21 protein-coding genes are annotated in these 15,569 nt (G+C 40.7%); 8 read left to right on the forward strand and 13 right to left on the reverse strand.

Annotated features, from left to right (window positions below; genetic code table 11):
- Positions 1-261 precede the first annotated feature (261 nt).
- The 8 genes from ACFE93_RS17575 to ACFE93_RS17610 form a co-directional block, all read right to left on the reverse strand.
- Positions 262-627 (reverse strand): DOPA 4,5-dioxygenase family protein, encoded by a 366-nt coding sequence (locus ACFE93_RS17575; protein ID WP_375474629.1) that lies wholly within the window; start codon positions 625-627, stop codon positions 262-264.
- Positions 628-724: 97 nt separating this feature from the next.
- Positions 725-1,261, reverse strand: coding sequence for a universal stress protein (locus ACFE93_RS17580; RefSeq protein ID WP_375474718.1), 537 nt, complete (start codon positions 1,259-1,261; stop codon positions 725-727).
- 554 nt (positions 1,262-1,815) lie between these two features.
- On the reverse strand, positions 1,816-2,325 hold the full coding sequence (locus ACFE93_RS17585; protein WP_375474631.1) for a hypothetical protein: 510 nt from the start codon (positions 2,323-2,325) through the stop codon (positions 1,816-1,818).
- Positions 2,326-2,354: 29 nt separating this feature from the next.
- Complete coding sequence (gene thrB / locus ACFE93_RS17590) at positions 2,355-3,266, reverse strand: homoserine kinase (RefSeq protein WP_375474633.1); 912 nt, start codon at positions 3,264-3,266, stop codon at positions 2,355-2,357.
- A gap of 98 nt (positions 3,267-3,364) precedes the next feature.
- Positions 3,365-3,784 (reverse strand): hypothetical protein, encoded by a 420-nt coding sequence (locus ACFE93_RS17595; protein WP_375474635.1) that lies wholly within the window; start codon positions 3,782-3,784, stop codon positions 3,365-3,367.
- A 6-nt stretch (positions 3,785-3,790) separates the two neighbouring features.
- Positions 3,791-4,345 (reverse strand): thermonuclease family protein, encoded by a 555-nt coding sequence (locus tag ACFE93_RS17600; protein ID WP_375474637.1) that lies wholly within the window; start codon positions 4,343-4,345, stop codon positions 3,791-3,793.
- Positions 4,346-4,706: 361 nt separating this feature from the next.
- The gene (locus ACFE93_RS17605; protein ID WP_375474639.1) at positions 4,707-5,006 is read right to left on the reverse strand and encodes a type II toxin-antitoxin system RelE/ParE family toxin; all 300 of its coding nucleotides are present in this window, start codon (positions 5,004-5,006) and stop codon (positions 4,707-4,709) included.
- On the reverse strand, positions 4,991-5,179 hold the full coding sequence (locus tag ACFE93_RS17610) for a hypothetical protein (protein ID WP_292857507.1): 189 nt from the start codon (positions 5,177-5,179) through the stop codon (positions 4,991-4,993). Before ACFE93_RS17610 ends, ACFE93_RS17605 begins: the two co-directional genes overlap by 16 nt.
- Before the next feature lie 149 nt (positions 5,180-5,328).
- Between ACFE93_RS17610 and ACFE93_RS17615 the strand changes: the two genes are divergently transcribed.
- Positions 5,329-5,568, forward strand: coding sequence for a hypothetical protein (locus tag ACFE93_RS17615; RefSeq protein WP_375474641.1), 240 nt, complete (start codon positions 5,329-5,331; stop codon positions 5,566-5,568).
- Positions 5,569-5,680: 112 nt separating this feature from the next.
- On the opposite strand, the gene ACFE93_RS17620 is transcribed toward ACFE93_RS17615, so the two are convergent.
- Both ACFE93_RS17620 and ACFE93_RS17625 read right to left on the reverse strand, forming a co-directional pair.
- Positions 5,681-7,369 carry an NAD(P)H-quinone oxidoreductase subunit 4 gene (locus ACFE93_RS17620; RefSeq protein WP_375474643.1) on the reverse strand — a complete coding sequence of 563 codons (1,689 nt, stop codon included), beginning with the start codon at positions 7,367-7,369 and terminating at the stop codon, positions 5,681-5,683.
- 186 nt (positions 7,370-7,555) lie between these two features.
- Positions 7,556-8,275 (reverse strand): response regulator, encoded by a 720-nt coding sequence (locus tag ACFE93_RS17625; protein ID WP_375474645.1) that lies wholly within the window; start codon positions 8,273-8,275, stop codon positions 7,556-7,558.
- A 565-nt stretch (positions 8,276-8,840) separates the two neighbouring features.
- Between ACFE93_RS17625 and ACFE93_RS17630 the strand changes: the two genes are divergently transcribed.
- The gene (locus ACFE93_RS17630) at positions 8,841-9,935 is read left to right on the forward strand and encodes a response regulator (RefSeq protein WP_375474647.1); all 1,095 of its coding nucleotides are present in this window, start codon (positions 8,841-8,843) and stop codon (positions 9,933-9,935) included.
- 21 nt (positions 9,936-9,956) lie between these two features.
- On the opposite strand, the gene ACFE93_RS17635 is transcribed toward ACFE93_RS17630, so the two are convergent.
- From ACFE93_RS17635 to ACFE93_RS17645, 3 genes are all read right to left on the reverse strand, one after another.
- Positions 9,957-10,136: a hypothetical protein gene (locus ACFE93_RS17635; RefSeq protein ID WP_375474649.1), complete on the reverse strand. Its 180-nt coding sequence runs from the start codon at positions 10,134-10,136 to the stop codon at positions 9,957-9,959.
- A 4-nt stretch (positions 10,137-10,140) separates the two neighbouring features.
- Positions 10,141-10,272 carry a photosystem II assembly protein Psb35 gene (gene psb35, locus ACFE93_RS17640; RefSeq protein ID WP_375474720.1) on the reverse strand — a complete coding sequence of 44 codons (132 nt, stop codon included), beginning with the start codon at positions 10,270-10,272 and terminating at the stop codon, positions 10,141-10,143.
- Between the two features lie 303 nt (positions 10,273-10,575).
- Positions 10,576-10,758, reverse strand: coding sequence for a CsbD family protein (locus ACFE93_RS17645; protein ID WP_375474651.1), 183 nt, complete (start codon positions 10,756-10,758; stop codon positions 10,576-10,578).
- Between the two features lie 882 nt (positions 10,759-11,640).
- Here ACFE93_RS17645 and ACFE93_RS17650 point away from each other — a divergent pair.
- From ACFE93_RS17650 to ACFE93_RS17675, 6 genes are all read left to right on the forward strand, one after another.
- Complete coding sequence (locus ACFE93_RS17650) at positions 11,641-11,874, forward strand: hypothetical protein (protein ID WP_375474653.1); 234 nt, start codon at positions 11,641-11,643, stop codon at positions 11,872-11,874.
- A 62-nt stretch (positions 11,875-11,936) separates the two neighbouring features.
- A complete protein-coding gene (locus ACFE93_RS17655; protein ID WP_375474655.1) occupies positions 11,937-12,092 on the forward strand; it encodes a hypothetical protein in 156 nt (51 codons plus the stop codon).
- A gap of 56 nt (positions 12,093-12,148) precedes the next feature.
- Positions 12,149-12,382, forward strand: a complete 234-nt coding sequence (locus ACFE93_RS17660; protein WP_375474657.1) for a hypothetical protein — start codon at positions 12,149-12,151, stop codon at positions 12,380-12,382.
- Between the two features lie 530 nt (positions 12,383-12,912).
- Positions 12,913-13,239, forward strand: a complete 327-nt coding sequence (locus ACFE93_RS17665; protein WP_190732485.1) for an RNA-binding protein — start codon at positions 12,913-12,915, stop codon at positions 13,237-13,239.
- Positions 13,240-13,356: 117 nt separating this feature from the next.
- Complete coding sequence (gene rpsU / locus ACFE93_RS17670; protein WP_012407716.1) at positions 13,357-13,545, forward strand: 30S ribosomal protein S21; 189 nt, start codon at positions 13,357-13,359, stop codon at positions 13,543-13,545.
- Between the two features lie 256 nt (positions 13,546-13,801).
- The gene (locus ACFE93_RS17675) at positions 13,802-15,562 is read left to right on the forward strand and encodes a serine/threonine protein kinase (protein ID WP_375474659.1); all 1,761 of its coding nucleotides are present in this window, start codon (positions 13,802-13,804) and stop codon (positions 15,560-15,562) included.
- The last annotated feature ends 7 nt before the right edge of the window (positions 15,563-15,569 follow it).

Raw genomic sequence — 15,569 nt, forward strand, 5'->3', positions numbered from 1 at the left:
GAGGGTTAGGGAGGGGTATTTTTGTACTTCATTAACTTGCAATCTGCTGTAGCTTAAGTTTTAGTCATGGTCTGAGCCTCGACTTTATCCATTTTTCCTTTATTGCGATACTTGTAGCAAACCGCCAAAGCGCCTACGCATAGGCTGAAACCTTTATTGATTAAGAAATTGGACTTTTTCAATTTCACCAAAATTAGTCACAATAGAAAAAGTTTCACGCCTTAAACCAAAACTTTTACCCAACAACGTCGTTTACTTTCCTTAATTGGATAAAGTCGGACTAAGCTGTTGGAGAAACTCAATATTCAAATCTAGTTTTTCTCCTAACCATAAGGAATGAACTGCGTGGTCTGCCACAGCATTCCCGGTCTCAGGATGGACGAGAATATCTAATCCCTCACGATTGAGCATTAACCAAGGAACGACTTTATCAAACTGATTCGGTAAGAAAGCAACTTGATACATCGCTTTTGGATGTGGCCCGATGGGCTTGTCAAACCAGCGTCCGAGTCGTACGTCAAACCTAGCGCCTAATCCTTCGCGTACATGCGCAGCTACATCCCGACTTGCAGGATCGAAGTAAACATGAGCATGAAAACCAACGATCTCGCTAGTATCTTCTTTCATAGATCCCCTTTTCGCTCTTAACTTTAATTTTGCATAGCGTCACGCCGAAGTATTACCCACCCTAATTATGCAAGTTAGATGTGGAATAGCTTAGTAGTTAGTTAACGCTGAAAGCGCTTGTAGTTTCTTTGACAACTTCATCTATTTTAGGAGTAACTAAAAGATGCACAACATGCACTGAACAAGGAGCATGGTGAAGAACGTAGTTACTCACACTACCGAGAAACAGTTCCATCAACCGAGAATGACCCCGACGCCCCATAACAATTAGATTAGCGCTACAACTATGGGCTAAATCACAAATAATGCGACCAGGATTACCAACATTTTGTGTAAATTCCGTAGTGACACCTGCTGTGTTTGCTTGAGCACAGAAAGATTGCAACATCTGGATTCCTATATTTTTAAAGGTATCCCACTGTTGTTGGTATAACTCAAAGCTTTGATTGGTCAATCCTGGATAGTAGTCCATATTAGACAGCATAGGTACATAAGGACTACCCTCTTCTTCCGAAGATAGGACATGAAGTAACATTAAGCTAGCTTGTGTTAACTTTGCTAAATCCAATGCTTCCTTAAAAACCTGTTGCCCTATTTCCGAGCGATCTAATGCAACTAGAATCTTTTTAAACATCATATAGACCTCCGATTTTATTCATTGGTAATTGGTCTTTACGGTTTCGGGTTTCCAGATGCTGGATTGTCAAAAATGACTAATCCCTCAACTATATTTAGCGACTTTTGAATTTTAAATCTCTTAAAGGTTTTCGCCCTATATTTATATTTATAGCAAAACAATTTGAGAAACTTGTGAGGAAAGTCAGCATTTATCTTTGAGCATCAGGGAGCATCCCATTTTGGAAGAAATATTTATAGGCCCTGAGCCTAAATCCCTCTCTCAAAGTTGCTATGCATTAGTTACATTTTTCTTAAGATTGCTGTAAAGAAGTCAGGAACAGGATTGTAGAACAAGGCGATATGTGGATATTTGACAAAAGCAGAAGAATGTAAATGACGAAAATTTTATCGGCGATCGCTAACCACAAACTGGAGAATTTGAGTGGATAACTATCAATGCTTTTGCTCTTGTTTTAAGTAAGTTATATTTTTGTTGAGAAAGATCAGGGTAATGGATAGCCTAAAAGGAGAGAGATCAATGTATTGCATACAAACGAAAAGGGTAAAGCATTAAACAATCCGGTTAACAATTGTCCACACTTCTCCATCAGAGCGGACATAGGGAACGGAGATTGTCTTAAAGCCAGTAATAAAGGGCTTGTAATAAATCTGCCAATACATTGGACTCAGTTGATTGGCGCAAGCCTTAAGAAAACGGACTTCTGCGGCCAGTTCACTTGCTAGTTGATTAATGCGTTGAGCATGAACCTGAGCCACTTCTTTGGCTTCCTCTAGCTGCTGCTGTTGGATAAGTTGTTTGGATTCACCTTGCCAACGCACTAACTTACCTTGTTTTTGTTTTATCTGGGCTTCCAAGGCGGCGATCGCTGCATCTATGCCTTGGAGTTCAACTGATAATTGGGCATTTTCTCTAGCTTGACGGCGGTAAGCTTCCACCATCGCCTGGGGTGAATCATTCTCGCCAGAGATGACATTATTAATAGTGAGTGCAGCGCGTTCTTCTAAAAGAGCCTGAATTTGAGAGTTAAGCGCCGCTATTTCAGCCTGAGTTTGCTCCATAAATCGAGTTTTAAGTGCTGAGTAAAATATTAAAAGCTTTTTGCGCCTTGGGTATCTAGAGAAAGCGATCGCACCTCGGCTGTAATTCCTTCTTCTTGCCAAGCAGCTAACATTGCTGCCTCCACTGCCTTTGAGTGTAACTTATCCACCAAAGCTAACAGTGTCGACCCCGCACCACTAATCACCATACCATAAGCACCAGCACTAACAGCTGCGATGTTGAGAGCATCATAACCAGGAATCAAAGCTTTACGATACGGCTGATGCAATCTATCTTGTAAAGCTGTCTTTAACCATTGTCCGTTACCAGTTTCCAAGCCGCGCAACAATAAGCCCAAATGGGCTGTATTGAAAATCGCATCAGCGCGACTCACCTCTGTTGGCAGAACGCCCCGCGCCTCTGAAGTGGAAAGTTCAAAATCAGGAATAGCCACAACTGGTACAACATCTTTATGCCAGGGAACATCACAAATTTCCCAACCTGCGCCACTGGTAGCTGCGAGACGACATCCTCCCAACAAAGCTGGAACTACATTATCAGGATGTCCTTCCATTGCGATCGCTAACTCCATCACCTGCGACTGACTCATAGGCGTACCCTCAAGTTGATTAGCCGCAACCAATCCACCAACAATTGCTGTCGCCGAACTACCCAAACCCCTCGCTAAGGGGACACCTAACTTGATCTCTATTTTCACAGTCGGCGGTGTCTGCTCTATATGTTGATAGAACTTGACAAACGCTTGGTAAAGGAGATTATTCTCATCAGTTTGGACTCGTTGGGCTTCTGTACCAGTGACATCAATAGTTAACCCACCTTCTTGGCGAGTGAACTTGAACTCGTTGTACAGCTTTAAAGCTGCACCGATGCAATCAAAACCAGGTCCCAAATTCGCAGTTGTGGCGGGAACGGTAACAGTGATGGCAGAAACAACAGACATTGGCAAAACTCACTAATCATCAACCAGCATCCCATGTAAGTGGTTGATTTGCTCATGAATTATGGTAATTGTCTGTAAATTAGTAAGCATCAAGCTCATTAATCAATCAGACTGCTACTTTTAATAACCCAATTTTCTACCCTACGAATAAGAGTATCTACCCATTCTTGGGTTAAGCGTTTTTCATAGTATCTTGGCAGATGGACTTTACCCACAGCTTTGTACAAAGCTCTTTTCCAAGCCGTGTATTCATAAACCGCTTCCTCATCTCCTTTAGCTGCTTTCATTGCTATTTGGAAGAACAGGATGTTAACCTCGTTTCCTTCTACACCGTTATACCCACTTTTTAAATCCCAATCTACACCTTTACACATTATGGCTGCATATTGTATTTGATCCAAATAAACCTGTTCATAATATCGCATTGGACAGTAATTACGATTAAATTCGCTGCGATTTTTTAAGTCTATAATCTTCTCTTGAATATCTTCATATTTTTTTATCATTGATTCAAACATAGCCCTTTAGTTACGATTAGGTTCCATCAAAAAACTTATCTTTTCACCATTTTCTTCTGCTCTATAAATCCCAGGTGGAGTAGGAAATAAATTGTTAGTCCATAGTCCTAATCTATATTTTTTTCTAGCAAAGTATTGAGCATCTAAGTAGCTGGCTTCAATTTCTATAGTTAAAAAATCATAATAAGCCCAAGCATTGCCTGTTATGACCATAAGCCAGCTTAAGGAATAACCATTTATAAAAACATCAGCAATATGACGTCCATGTTTTTCGTCAAGAGCAATAAATCTTATGGCTATTACAGACGCTGTATTTGAGAACTGATTGTCTAACCATTTTTTTGAGTCTAATCCATATTCTTGATTATGCTCAGGTGCATCGATGTAAGCAAGACGAATATTTAGGCTCTCTTCACCCTTACGGACTAGTAAACCATCACCATCTATAACTTTTATGACTTTACCAGTTTCTAGGTTTCTATACGAGTCAGCATGGATAACTGAGAAATGTTTTTTAACAAGCAATAGGAACTCAGTATTTTTCTGATATGATTCAACCATAAGTATGTTTAGTTACACATAAATATAATCTGTTGTAGCATAGTCTTTGCGCTTTACTCTAATTTAAATAATTGACACTTAGCTACAGACTTAGCACGAAAAATACCTGCAACCAATATAAAAGTGGTAGCGGATTAAGTAATATTAAAGCTGCTTAGATGCCAAAAATTCTTGAAAAAACGATCGCCATATTTTCAAAATTTATGGGTTTAATAGCTTTACTTAATAACTTCCAAAACAGTCTTCGGACGGTGGGTTACACTTTGCTAACACACACCCTACGTGTATGTATTTCAAAAATCAAATATCAGTCCTATAACACTGATTGGAATTACGAATTACGAATTACTTTGACTTACCCTCAATCTGCATCCAGTTTATCCAATAGTTTTTTTCCATGAATCACTGCTGCAATAGTTAAAGTGTCACCCTGAATTCGATAGATGACTCGATAGCTGTATACAAACTTTTCCCTAATATTATCATCGTTAAACTCTGCTACTATTCGACCTGAGAAAGGAAAGTTGCTCAAGTGACGAGTTACATCAATTATCCTCTGAACCATTGCCGCAGCATAAGCAGTCGAATCACGAGATATATACGTGGCGATGTCTTCTACATCTTCTAGTGCTTTGGAAGACCAAACTACTTGATAAGCCATTTGCTCAAACGTTCTTCAGCTTCCTCTTGTGCGATCGCTCCTTCTGTGTCGGCTGCTTCTAATCCACGACTAACTTTCTCAATTACATACAGATGGTATTGGATATCTTCGATTGAGCAATCATCTGGCAATTGCTTCAGCAGAGATTGAATTTTTTCTTTTGTGGTATTCATAGCCTGATTTTTAGTTCATTAATAACTACCGTACAGATCATGACGCTACTGAACGCTCTGGTCGTTTGTGGAGTCCCCCAGTAACATGAGCATAACTTAAATGAGTTAAAACTGAAGTATCCAACTTTTACAAACTACATTAATCTGTTATGGCTTTTTACGTATTGATTCTAAAAGAAAAGGAGGATAAGACTGGCGTTACTTACCGCTTTGGCCCACATGAAGATCGTCTCGGCTCTTTATGGATAGATAAATTGAGTGGAGAAATTAAGGAACTTCAAGAAACCCCAGAGCAGAACTCGCAGGCATTTTTTCAACGAGCAGCAGTAAAGGTTTGGCAAAATTGGAAAAAAGGAGCTTTTCCAGAAAAAACATCTTGGGCATCCTGAGAATGATTTGGCATTGATAGCCTATCCGCAGTGATCGGCTATCAATACTCTGTTATTTCTCAGAAATATACCTAGCTTTGGCTCTTTTCAACAAGTCTATTGGTCAAAAAGCTTACTTCAAAGTTCCCAAAACGGGCGTTACCTCAACCTCTGAAATTTGCGGAACCAAGAAACCTTTGGCATAAATCTGGGGATTGCTTTGCGAGACTATGGCATAAGACTGGCGAAGATTAGCATTCACTGCAACGGTCTTCACATCGTACATCTGCATCGCCATTTTGGGATAGAAACCAATACCAATAATCATCAGCAGAAAACAGGCGGCGATAAATACCTCACGGGGTCTAGCATCCTCGTAGACTGCATCTTCTAGCACGAGACAGTCTGTACCAAAACAAACTGTTCCCTCATCTTCTTGATTTTCTAAGCCTGCATTATTAATATCGCATAGCAGTGCTGCGTCTTTACCATAAAACACCTCTCGCAGCATGGAAAGTAGATAAATCGGTGTAAGGATAACTCCAACTGCGGCGAGAAAAACTGTTACGGTGCAGAAAGTGGAACTGTAAACGTCACTGCTTGTTATACCAACAAATACCGAGAGTTCGCCAGCAAAGCCGCTCATACCGGGAAGTGCCAGAGATGCCATCGCGCCGATTGTAAACAGGGCAAAGACTTTGGGCATAACTTGACCAATACCGCCCATATCTTTCATTACCATTGTGTGGGTGCGATCGTAAGTAACACCTGCTAAGAAGAACAGCACCGATGCTATCAAACCATGCGAAATCATCTGCAACATCGCGCCGTTGATTCCCAAATCAGTGAAGGAGGCAATCCCCAGCAGTACAAACCCCATGTGAGAAATCGACGAATAAGCTAAACGCCGCTTCATATTGGTCTGAGCAAAGGAGTTCAATGCACCATAGATAATGTTGACAACACCGAGAATGGCTAGAACCGGCGCAAAATAAATATGTGCATCGGGAAGCAACTCAAGATTCAGGCGAATCAGTCCATATCCACCCATCTTCAGTAACACACCAGCCAAAATCATCGATACAGGAGATGATGCTTCGCCGTGAGCATCAGGCAACCAAGTATGCATGGGGAAAACAGCAAGCTTGACACCAAATGCAATCAACAATCCTGCATAAAGTAGCAGTTGTAGACCAAGGGGATATTCCTTCTTGGCGAGAGCGGTTATATCAAATGTCATATCACCGCCGCCATATAACCCCATTGCTAGGGCTGCCACTAAAATAAATATAGAAGCAGCTGCGGTATACAACAAAAATTTCGTAGCCGCATAACGACGCCTTTGCCCACCCCAAATGCAGACTAGTAGGTAGACGGGAATCAGTTCTACTTCCCACATGATGAAAAATAGCAGCAAGTCTTTAGCAACAAACACCCCTACCTGTGCCGAATACAGCACCAGCATCAAAAAATAGAAGAGGCGGGGTCGGCGATCAACTTGCCAAGCTGAAAAAATCGAGAGTGTGGTGACAAATCCGGCTAAAAGTACAAGTGGCGCTGAAAGCCCATCGACTGATACCGCCCAGTTAAAACCTAACTGAGGCACCCAGGCATAATTTTCCACCATTTGAAAGCTAGCACTGCTGGCATCGTAATGCTTCCAAAATGCGTAGCACATTAATGCAAAATCTGCAATACCTACACCCAGTGCATACCACCGCACGCGCTTACCATCTTTATCAGGTAACACAGGGATGAGCAGGGAAGCAACAAGTGGCAGTAAGACAATTGCAGTAAGCCAGGGAAATTGATCCGCTATCATGTATGTATATAAAAATACTTATTTAGTCAATTATGTCATTCTACTAAACTTTGTAACAATTTCTTCATAAATATTTGTCCCAGTTAACTGCTTTGACTGAAAAACAATTGACTGGAGACTGGGAAAGAAATATTTTTATTTGTTAAGTGTTCTTGTGTACGCACTTGATGATGGTTACTTACTTGCTCACGGTACTAATCCCGCCCGCAAAGCACGGACAGCAGCTTGTGTCCGGTCAGCAACACAGAGTTTATTGAGAATACCTCGAACATGAGTTTTGACAGTTCCGACTGTTAGATAAAGCCTTTTAGCAATTTCTGCATTGTCACAGCCAGCGACAATCAACTCTAAAACATCCATCTCTCTATGAGTTAAAGGATAGGTGACTATACTTTTCTCCACATCTGGGTCAATACCTTCAATCAAAACTCTTTTTCCAGATGCGCCTCTGCTACCGTCGGGGAAATCTTGACGTATTTGTTGTAGTACAAGGTCTGCGATCGCTGGATCGATCCATGAGCTACCTGCATAAGTCGTTTGCACAGCCTCTACTAATTTCTCTGTTTCGATATCCTTCATGCAATAAGAATCTGCACCTGCTGCAAATGCTGCTAAAACTGCTTGTTCGCTATTTTGCATCGTTAAAATTAACAGCTTTGTTGTGTAGTCCTCATTCTCTGCCTGATATTGCCTAAATATGCGTGTTAGCTCAATACCATCCATGTCAGGCAAACCAATGTCAATAGTAGCAACATCCGGCTTAAGAGTTTTCAGAAGCTTAATGCCGTCGGCTGCATTGGCTGCTTCACCAACAATGTTAAACTCTGCCTGGGTTTGTAAAGCAGACCGCAAGCCAATTCTTGTCAGATTGTGATCTTCAATTACAAGGATCTTGATTTCACTCATAGTTGCTTAACTTTACTGTTATTTATCTAAAGTACAGATTAAAATAATCTCGTTCTTCTATTCGGGATCTTATACAAAAAGCAAGGCGTTTGGTATTATTCCCGGAACTTCATCTACCATTAGACATAGATAACCTTATCTTGTAAGCCTTTCTAAGGCAAGAGTTTCAATATGACAATATAAGTAGGTGGGCGTAAATATTTGTGGTTGGGATAAGGTAAGAGCAAGAGGGAAGAGGGTTTGAGCCTCGTTCATTTTTGTTAACATAGTTTGGCTTTATTCTGCCGACCTACTTAATTTAATCAAAAAATATTTCTATACATTAACCTGACGCTTGATGTTTTATGCTAAACAATTTTTCATCAAAAACCTGGTAGCCAGCAAAAGTAGGTGACTATTAAGTAGTTATTCTTGCTTTGAGTGGCATTATGCACAGAAAAGGGACTAAAATAACTCACCAGGAAACTCCAAAAGAAAATGTTAATCCTTAATAATCTCAACGCTGGTGAAGTAAGCTATTACTAGATTTGCTAGGGATAGCCAAGCACTTCTTTTTTATTTAGCCATGTCTTTACCTAAAACTGTTAAAAAAGATAAAATTCTCGTTGTCGATGATATTTTTGACAATCTACTGGTCTTAGAAGCAGTCCTAGAAGATGAGGACTATGAAATTAGCTTGGTAGAAGATAGTAAAATTGCTCTGGCTATGGTTGAAGAGTCACCGCCAGACATAATTCTTTTAGATGTGATGATGCCGGAGCTAGATGGCTATGAATTTACTCGGCGCATCCGACAGAATCAAGCGTTGCCATTTATCCCGATTCTGCTGCTTACGGCTCACTATGAGTCTAGCGTTGTTGAAGGACTTGACGCTGGTGCAGATGACTTCATTCGCAAACCATTCGATCCTGATGAACTACATGCAAGGGTGCGATCGCTCCTGCGCCTCAAGCATAGTATCGACGAACGAGATCAGATGGCGAACCTCCGGGCAGATTTCGTCTCGCGTTTTACTCACGATTTACGCATACCGCTAGTAGCCTCCAACCGCGTATTAAAATTATTGCTGGAAGGCAGGTTTTGCGATGTTTCGCCACAATTGCGAGACATAATTGATACCATGATTGGCAGCAATCAAGACCTGCTGGAAATGGTAAATACCTTGTTAGAAGTTTATCGTCATGAAGCGGGCTGTAAAACCTTAAAAATTTCTCCCTGCAATATTCAGGAATTAGTTAGTGAAGTTTCTCAAGAATTAACTCCTTTAGCTGAAGAAAAAGGATTAGCTGTAAACATTGGTCGAGGTGAAACTGCAAGCACCATTATGGGCGATCGCTTAGAACTGCGGCGAGTTTTGACAAATCTCATCGGCAATGCTATCAAATTTACAGACAAAGGCTCTGTAAATATTCACTGTTATCTGACTTCGGTAGCTGTGAATATTGATATCCAAGATACAGGGCCAGGAATTTTTAAACCAGATCAGGCAATATTATTCGAGCGATTTCGTCAAGGGAAACACCAACGTTCTGGTAGTGGTTTGGGACTATATCTCTCTCGCTGTATTATTGAAGCACATCAAGGCACAATCGATGTGACATCTGAACCAGGCAAGGGTAGTACATTTACTATACGTCTACCTTTAGCTGACAAAAACTAAAAGTAAGCAGACAAAAAATTATTACCGATCAATTTCTGGAACAATATCAGGACGCTCTTTATTAAAACAGAATTCAGGAGTCAGTCGCCAGAATTCAGAATTGAATTCTGAACGAAAAAGCGGATGAATAAATGGGTTTAATACCCCTACCAAATCATAGATTTGGTGGTCTACAATCAGTGGCGGGTCTGAATCCCTCACTGATTTATTCTGACTCCTGACTTCTGAATTCTTCTTCAACTTCCCAACCTACAAGACGTTTGGAATTGTACCAGGCAATCAATCCTATAGTCACAGCAGCGATAAAGCCTAATCCTAATAACGCTGTTAGTACAATAGAATAAGTAGAGTTACCTTATGATGTTGAGATGTCTGTTAAAAGATAGGTAAATAGAATATTAATTATGAATTAGTATCTTTGAAAAAATCAGTAAGAGATTGAAAAAATGTTTTGCGATCGCTATTTTCAAAATGGCTGAAAATCTTAGGTAAAAAACAGAGTAAATAAAGAGAGAAGGTTCAGTAAATAATTATTTAACTTAAACCTTCTTCCTAAATAAAATTTCACCTATTACATTACCACCAAACTCTAACTCCTTGAACAACTTGTTACAGCCAGGAAAACCTCTATCACGCTGTACTATTCTAAATTCTTTTTAACTTCATCTTTGATATTCTCAGCGGTGTGACGGGCTTGAGCTTCAGCTTGTTTAGCTTTACCTTCAGCTTTATCTTTAGGATCGCCAGTTACTTCGCCAATTTCCTCTTGTACTTTTCCTTCGATGTTTTTAGCAAAAGCTTTTGCTTTATCTTCGATACTCATATTTTTTGTTCCTAAAGTATGTTAAGTGTTGATTACTTCTTGCTTGCTCGGAAAGCGCTGCAATGTTTGTAGATTACTTCTAAAAAACTTTTAATTCTTCTATCTGACGATTTTTTTATAACAAATCTTTGTATCCATTGTACATAGTTATTTAACCTTGAAATTCATCTTTGGAAATTAAAATAATATCCAAAAGAGGGAAAGGATAATTTTATTGTTCTATCTTCAGACAAAATTATTTATTACTTCAGCTAGACAGCCATGATCATAAACTGCAACTTGGCTTATTACCACTGGATATGGTAAATACAGCGCTCTTTATCTAAGTCGAGTACACTATCCACCCGCCCCAATACTTCTCAGTTAAGGGGAAAAGGGGAAAGAGAAAGGGGAAAGAAAAAACCTTTAACCCAAACCCAGTAGCCTTTTCCCAAAACCCGATTCCGAATTAAAAATGCCTAACCGAGAAGTATTGCCACCCACCCTATCGGGCACTCCCCGATAGCTTGGTTATACATTAGTTACATCTTTCTTAACAGTCACTTATGAACTTGCAATCCGCTGTATATTGCTTCTGCAACTCTGACTACTTAAGCAAGTATTAGAAATAACTGGCACCAAAAATAGTTAAAATCTCAGTAAATACTTTAGAAGTAGTAGCTTGCAGAACAAGGATCTTGTCACAAAATTTAGCAGAAATCAACATAATTTTTCAGGTTTTAACTGAAGAATAGTTTAGCTAGTGCAAGAAGGCATAGAGAAGTCTAAGCAGCGGCTTTGAAGTACCTAATAGAACTTGTGACTAATTTCTGCTCAAAGACAGCAGGAACAATTATCCACGTTTTTTATAGCTTCTTACTTGTAGTATTTATGAAGATATTTATGCAATCAAATTCTAGTACTCAACCAACTCCCAACTCCCAATATATAGACTCTAGGATGCAAACTGATTCATCTGTTAACATTTTCATCGGATATTCTATATTGATTCCAATGATTGTGTTTGTAGGGTTTAATCTTTATAAGAAACACCGGGCTGCTGTTTTCTGCCGACAAGTTGCTTCTTTAGAGAAACTGTGGCATTTGAATATTAAAAAAGAGCTTGAAGAAAAATAATAATGAAGTACTGATTTCTAGTTTGGCTGCTTATATTCTCTTTAGTCGCTCCTAGTGCGGCGATGTCTGACAAAAAGCCGCTTCTCGACGAGAGTGTACACCAACACGTCTATGCTGATGTAAAACAGCCATACAACTTAATATCTGGACTTGGCACAATCCCCCATCCAGTTTCTACTTCTAAGGGACTTCCAGTTAAAAAAAACATCCCATTGTAGGGGCGCAAGGCCTTGCACCCCTACAAATATACAAATAATTTGGGATAATTTATTTTTTGCAAGTCCCTAATCCCCAAGCCCAAGAGTTTTTCGATCAGGGATTAAATTTAATTTACGCTTTCAATCATGATGAGGCAGTGCGTTCTTTTCAATATGCTGCCAAACTCGATCCGCATTTAGCGATCGCATATTGGGGTGTTGCTTTAGCCTTGGGGCCCAACATTAATTCACAAATAGACCCCAATCAGGAATTAGCTGCTTACCAAGTTGGGTTAATTAGCCGAATATGATATTACGCCACTTACTCCTTTTTTCCCAAAGGAGAGGCTAGCGCCAAAGAAAAAGACTCGCGTAGCTTGCCGCCGTAAGCATCGCAGTTGCTTTCACAGCAGGTTCTCCAAAAGAGTACAAGTCACAATAGTTTTATATTTGTTGCCTGACTTTGCCTTTCGTATTAAAATTTTGAAGTAATGCTTCATGGTTAATGCAGTCAAACGTTCAATTCGGATATTAAAGATGCACCCCTGCATGTCTGATTTTCTATATCACCCTACAGAATTTATCTTCTTCCATTTCCAACCCCTTTTTGCGGTGGACTGTACTTAGGGTATGCGGGGGCGGGCGATCGCACCTAAGCGATCGCGTCACTGGTTAACTATCTACTGGGTGCAAAGAGTTGGCTCGTGTGTCATCCTAGATTTATGAGAGTTAATTCAGTGATGTCTTTGGTTTTAGTATTGAAAGGCTTTTTCCTTTTAGTATTTACAGACTTCTGAGAGAAATTAAAATCTCTACACAGTGATGATTTTGGAGAGAATCGATGTCAATTTATGTAGGTAACCTCTCTTATGATGTTACACAAGAAGATTTAAGTGGTATTTTTGCAGAATATGGTACTGTAAAGCGCGTTCAAGTACCTACTGACCGTGAAACAGGTCGTCCACGGGGCTTTGCCTTTGTGGAAATGGGAACTGAAGCTGAAGAAACTGCTGCCATTGAAGCTCTCGACGGTGCTGAGTGGATGGGTCGTGACCTGAAAGTGAATAAGGCTAAACCCAAGGAAGACAGAGGTGATAGAGGCTCCTTTGGTGGTGGTAACAGAGGAGGATACGGCGGTGGCGGCGGTGGACGTGGCGGACGCTACTAATCTTGGAAACAAAAAACTTACCAAGAGTCTTAAGGTCAGACAAACAAGAGTCTGTCTTTTTTTTGTAATGTTAGCGCCTGCATAGCCATTGATGAAGTCAACTTAGTAGGAGAAATAATGACCCAAGTAATTGTAGGTGACAATGAACACATTGAGTCAGCCTTACGACGATTTAAACGAGAAGTTTCCAAGGCGGGAATTTTTCCAGACATGAGAAAGCATCGTCATTTTGAAACACCCTTAGAAAAACGCAAGCGCAAGGAAGTTGCCAAGCACAGACAAAGTAAGAGAAGTTTTCGTAATTAAGGGCTGACATACAGCAGAATTCAGGAGCAAAGCCGGAGACGCTCCGCCAAGGCGTCAGAATTCAGAATTCAGAAGTAAAACAGGCTTTATATCTTGTTTTGACAGGAATAGTTGTGTACTTCACCTTCTTTGAATTCTGTTGTAAATATAAACGAATGCCCTCATAAAATTTATGAGGGTTTTCCTTTTGTCTATTTTAAAATCAGGAAACCTAAAGAAACGCTAAAATCAAGTCAGCCTTTGTATTGTAGCGGTTGTGTCCCACATCACTCAGAGTGCGGTTCACTGCATAAATCCTGATTGTCAACGTCCTTATCCTCAGCCTTGGGGAAACAAATTTTGCAACAGCTGTGGCGCACCGCTAGAGTTGTTAGACCGCTATGTTCCACTTCAGCCCTTGGGATCGGGAGGATTTGCTCAAATCTACACAGTTTGGGATGAAAAAACTCAAACAGAGAAAGTGTTGAAAGTATTGGTAGAAGATTCGCCCAAGGCACTGGAATTATTTACCCAAGAGGCAGCAGTTTTATCTAGCTTGCAGCATCCGGGTGTTCCTACAGTCGATAACAATGGTTATTTTCAGGTACAACTGTTTAACCCCAAACCGCACCAATTGCCTTGTCTGGTAATGGAAAAAATCAATGGGCGGACTTTAGAGGAGATATTAAAAAAGTTTCCCCAAGGCTGTCCAGAGGATTTGGTCTTAAACTGGTTTGCCCAAGCTGTGCAGATTTTACAAGAATTACACAAACGTCAGATTCTTCATCGGGATATCAAACCTTCTAATTTAATGCTGGGCACTTCTTCGCTATCTGTAACCCCGTCTCAAGGGCAAGCAGAGGGCGATCGCTTGGTACTAATTGATTTTGGCGGGGCAAAACAATTTAGCGCCTCTAAACTGCGTTCTGTGTCTAGTTCCACGCGATTATTTTCTTCTGGCTACAGTCCACCAGAACAAGTGACTGGAGGTATTGTTGGGCCAAGTGCCGATTTTTATGCCCTTGGTCGAACGGTGATTGAACTACTAACAGGCAAATACCCGCTAGAGTTGGAAGATCAGCAAACGGGTAAATTGCGCTGGCGAACTGCGGTGAATGTCAACCCGCAACTAGCAGATTTGCTGGATGAGATGGTGCAGGAGGATGTGCGATCGCGTCCAGCAAATGCAGCTATAATTCAAAAACGTTTGGCGAAGATTTCTCAACCATTACCGCCAGCAGGGGTATTTGCTCAACTGCGAGACAAAGTTAAGCAAACCTCAACGCAAGCTTCCCAGAGACTTACACTGATAACACAAGCTATTGAACAAGTTTTAGCTAACTTTAGCCAAGCTGTTACCAAAACCGTTATTTTTATCGCTCAGACAATTATCAAAATTTTCCGAGCTTGTTTGGCGACGATTTGGGCAATGATCCTGAGTAGTATCGGCGCTTGTTTTGGTGCGATCGCTGGTTTTATTTTGGCCTATCGCACCAGCTTGGGGCGTCAGGTTGTGGAATTGATTGGGAGTCAGCTAAACCAATTAGTACCAAATACTCAACCCGTCTTTGGGGCAGATATTTTGGTGTTCGTCGCAGCAGGCTGGGGAACCGCATGGGGGCTGACAGTATCCGGGTGTTTTGGTCAACGGCGGCGGTTTTTAGTGGCTTCCCTGATGGGCATGATTAGCTATGGCTTTGGCTGGTTAATTTTGCAATTAATCACCCCAAAAGATAGCGGCGAGGGCTTAGTGGCAGTGATTTTAGTAGTAGTTTGTCTACTCACCTTGAGTTTAGGACTTCGCAGCCATCATCTAGTGTACGCAGTGTTCGCGGCCTTTGGCAGTGCGATCGCCTATGCAGTTTTGATTCTTTTGAAGTTAGCACCTCCAATTTTCCAATTTACTAGTCAACCAGGCTGGTCAGAGTTATACTTGCCTCTGACTTTTTTTGGCTTTGTAGGCTTCTTTACCAGCTTCTGGTTAGGAGTGAGTTATTACCTAATTGTCCCTGGACTGCGCCTTTTAGGATGGCGATGAAGAAAGC

It is taken from the genome of uncultured Nostoc sp. (assembly GCF_964247315.1).
Taxonomy (GTDB): Bacteria; Cyanobacteriota; Cyanobacteriia; order Cyanobacteriales; family Nostocaceae; genus Nostoc.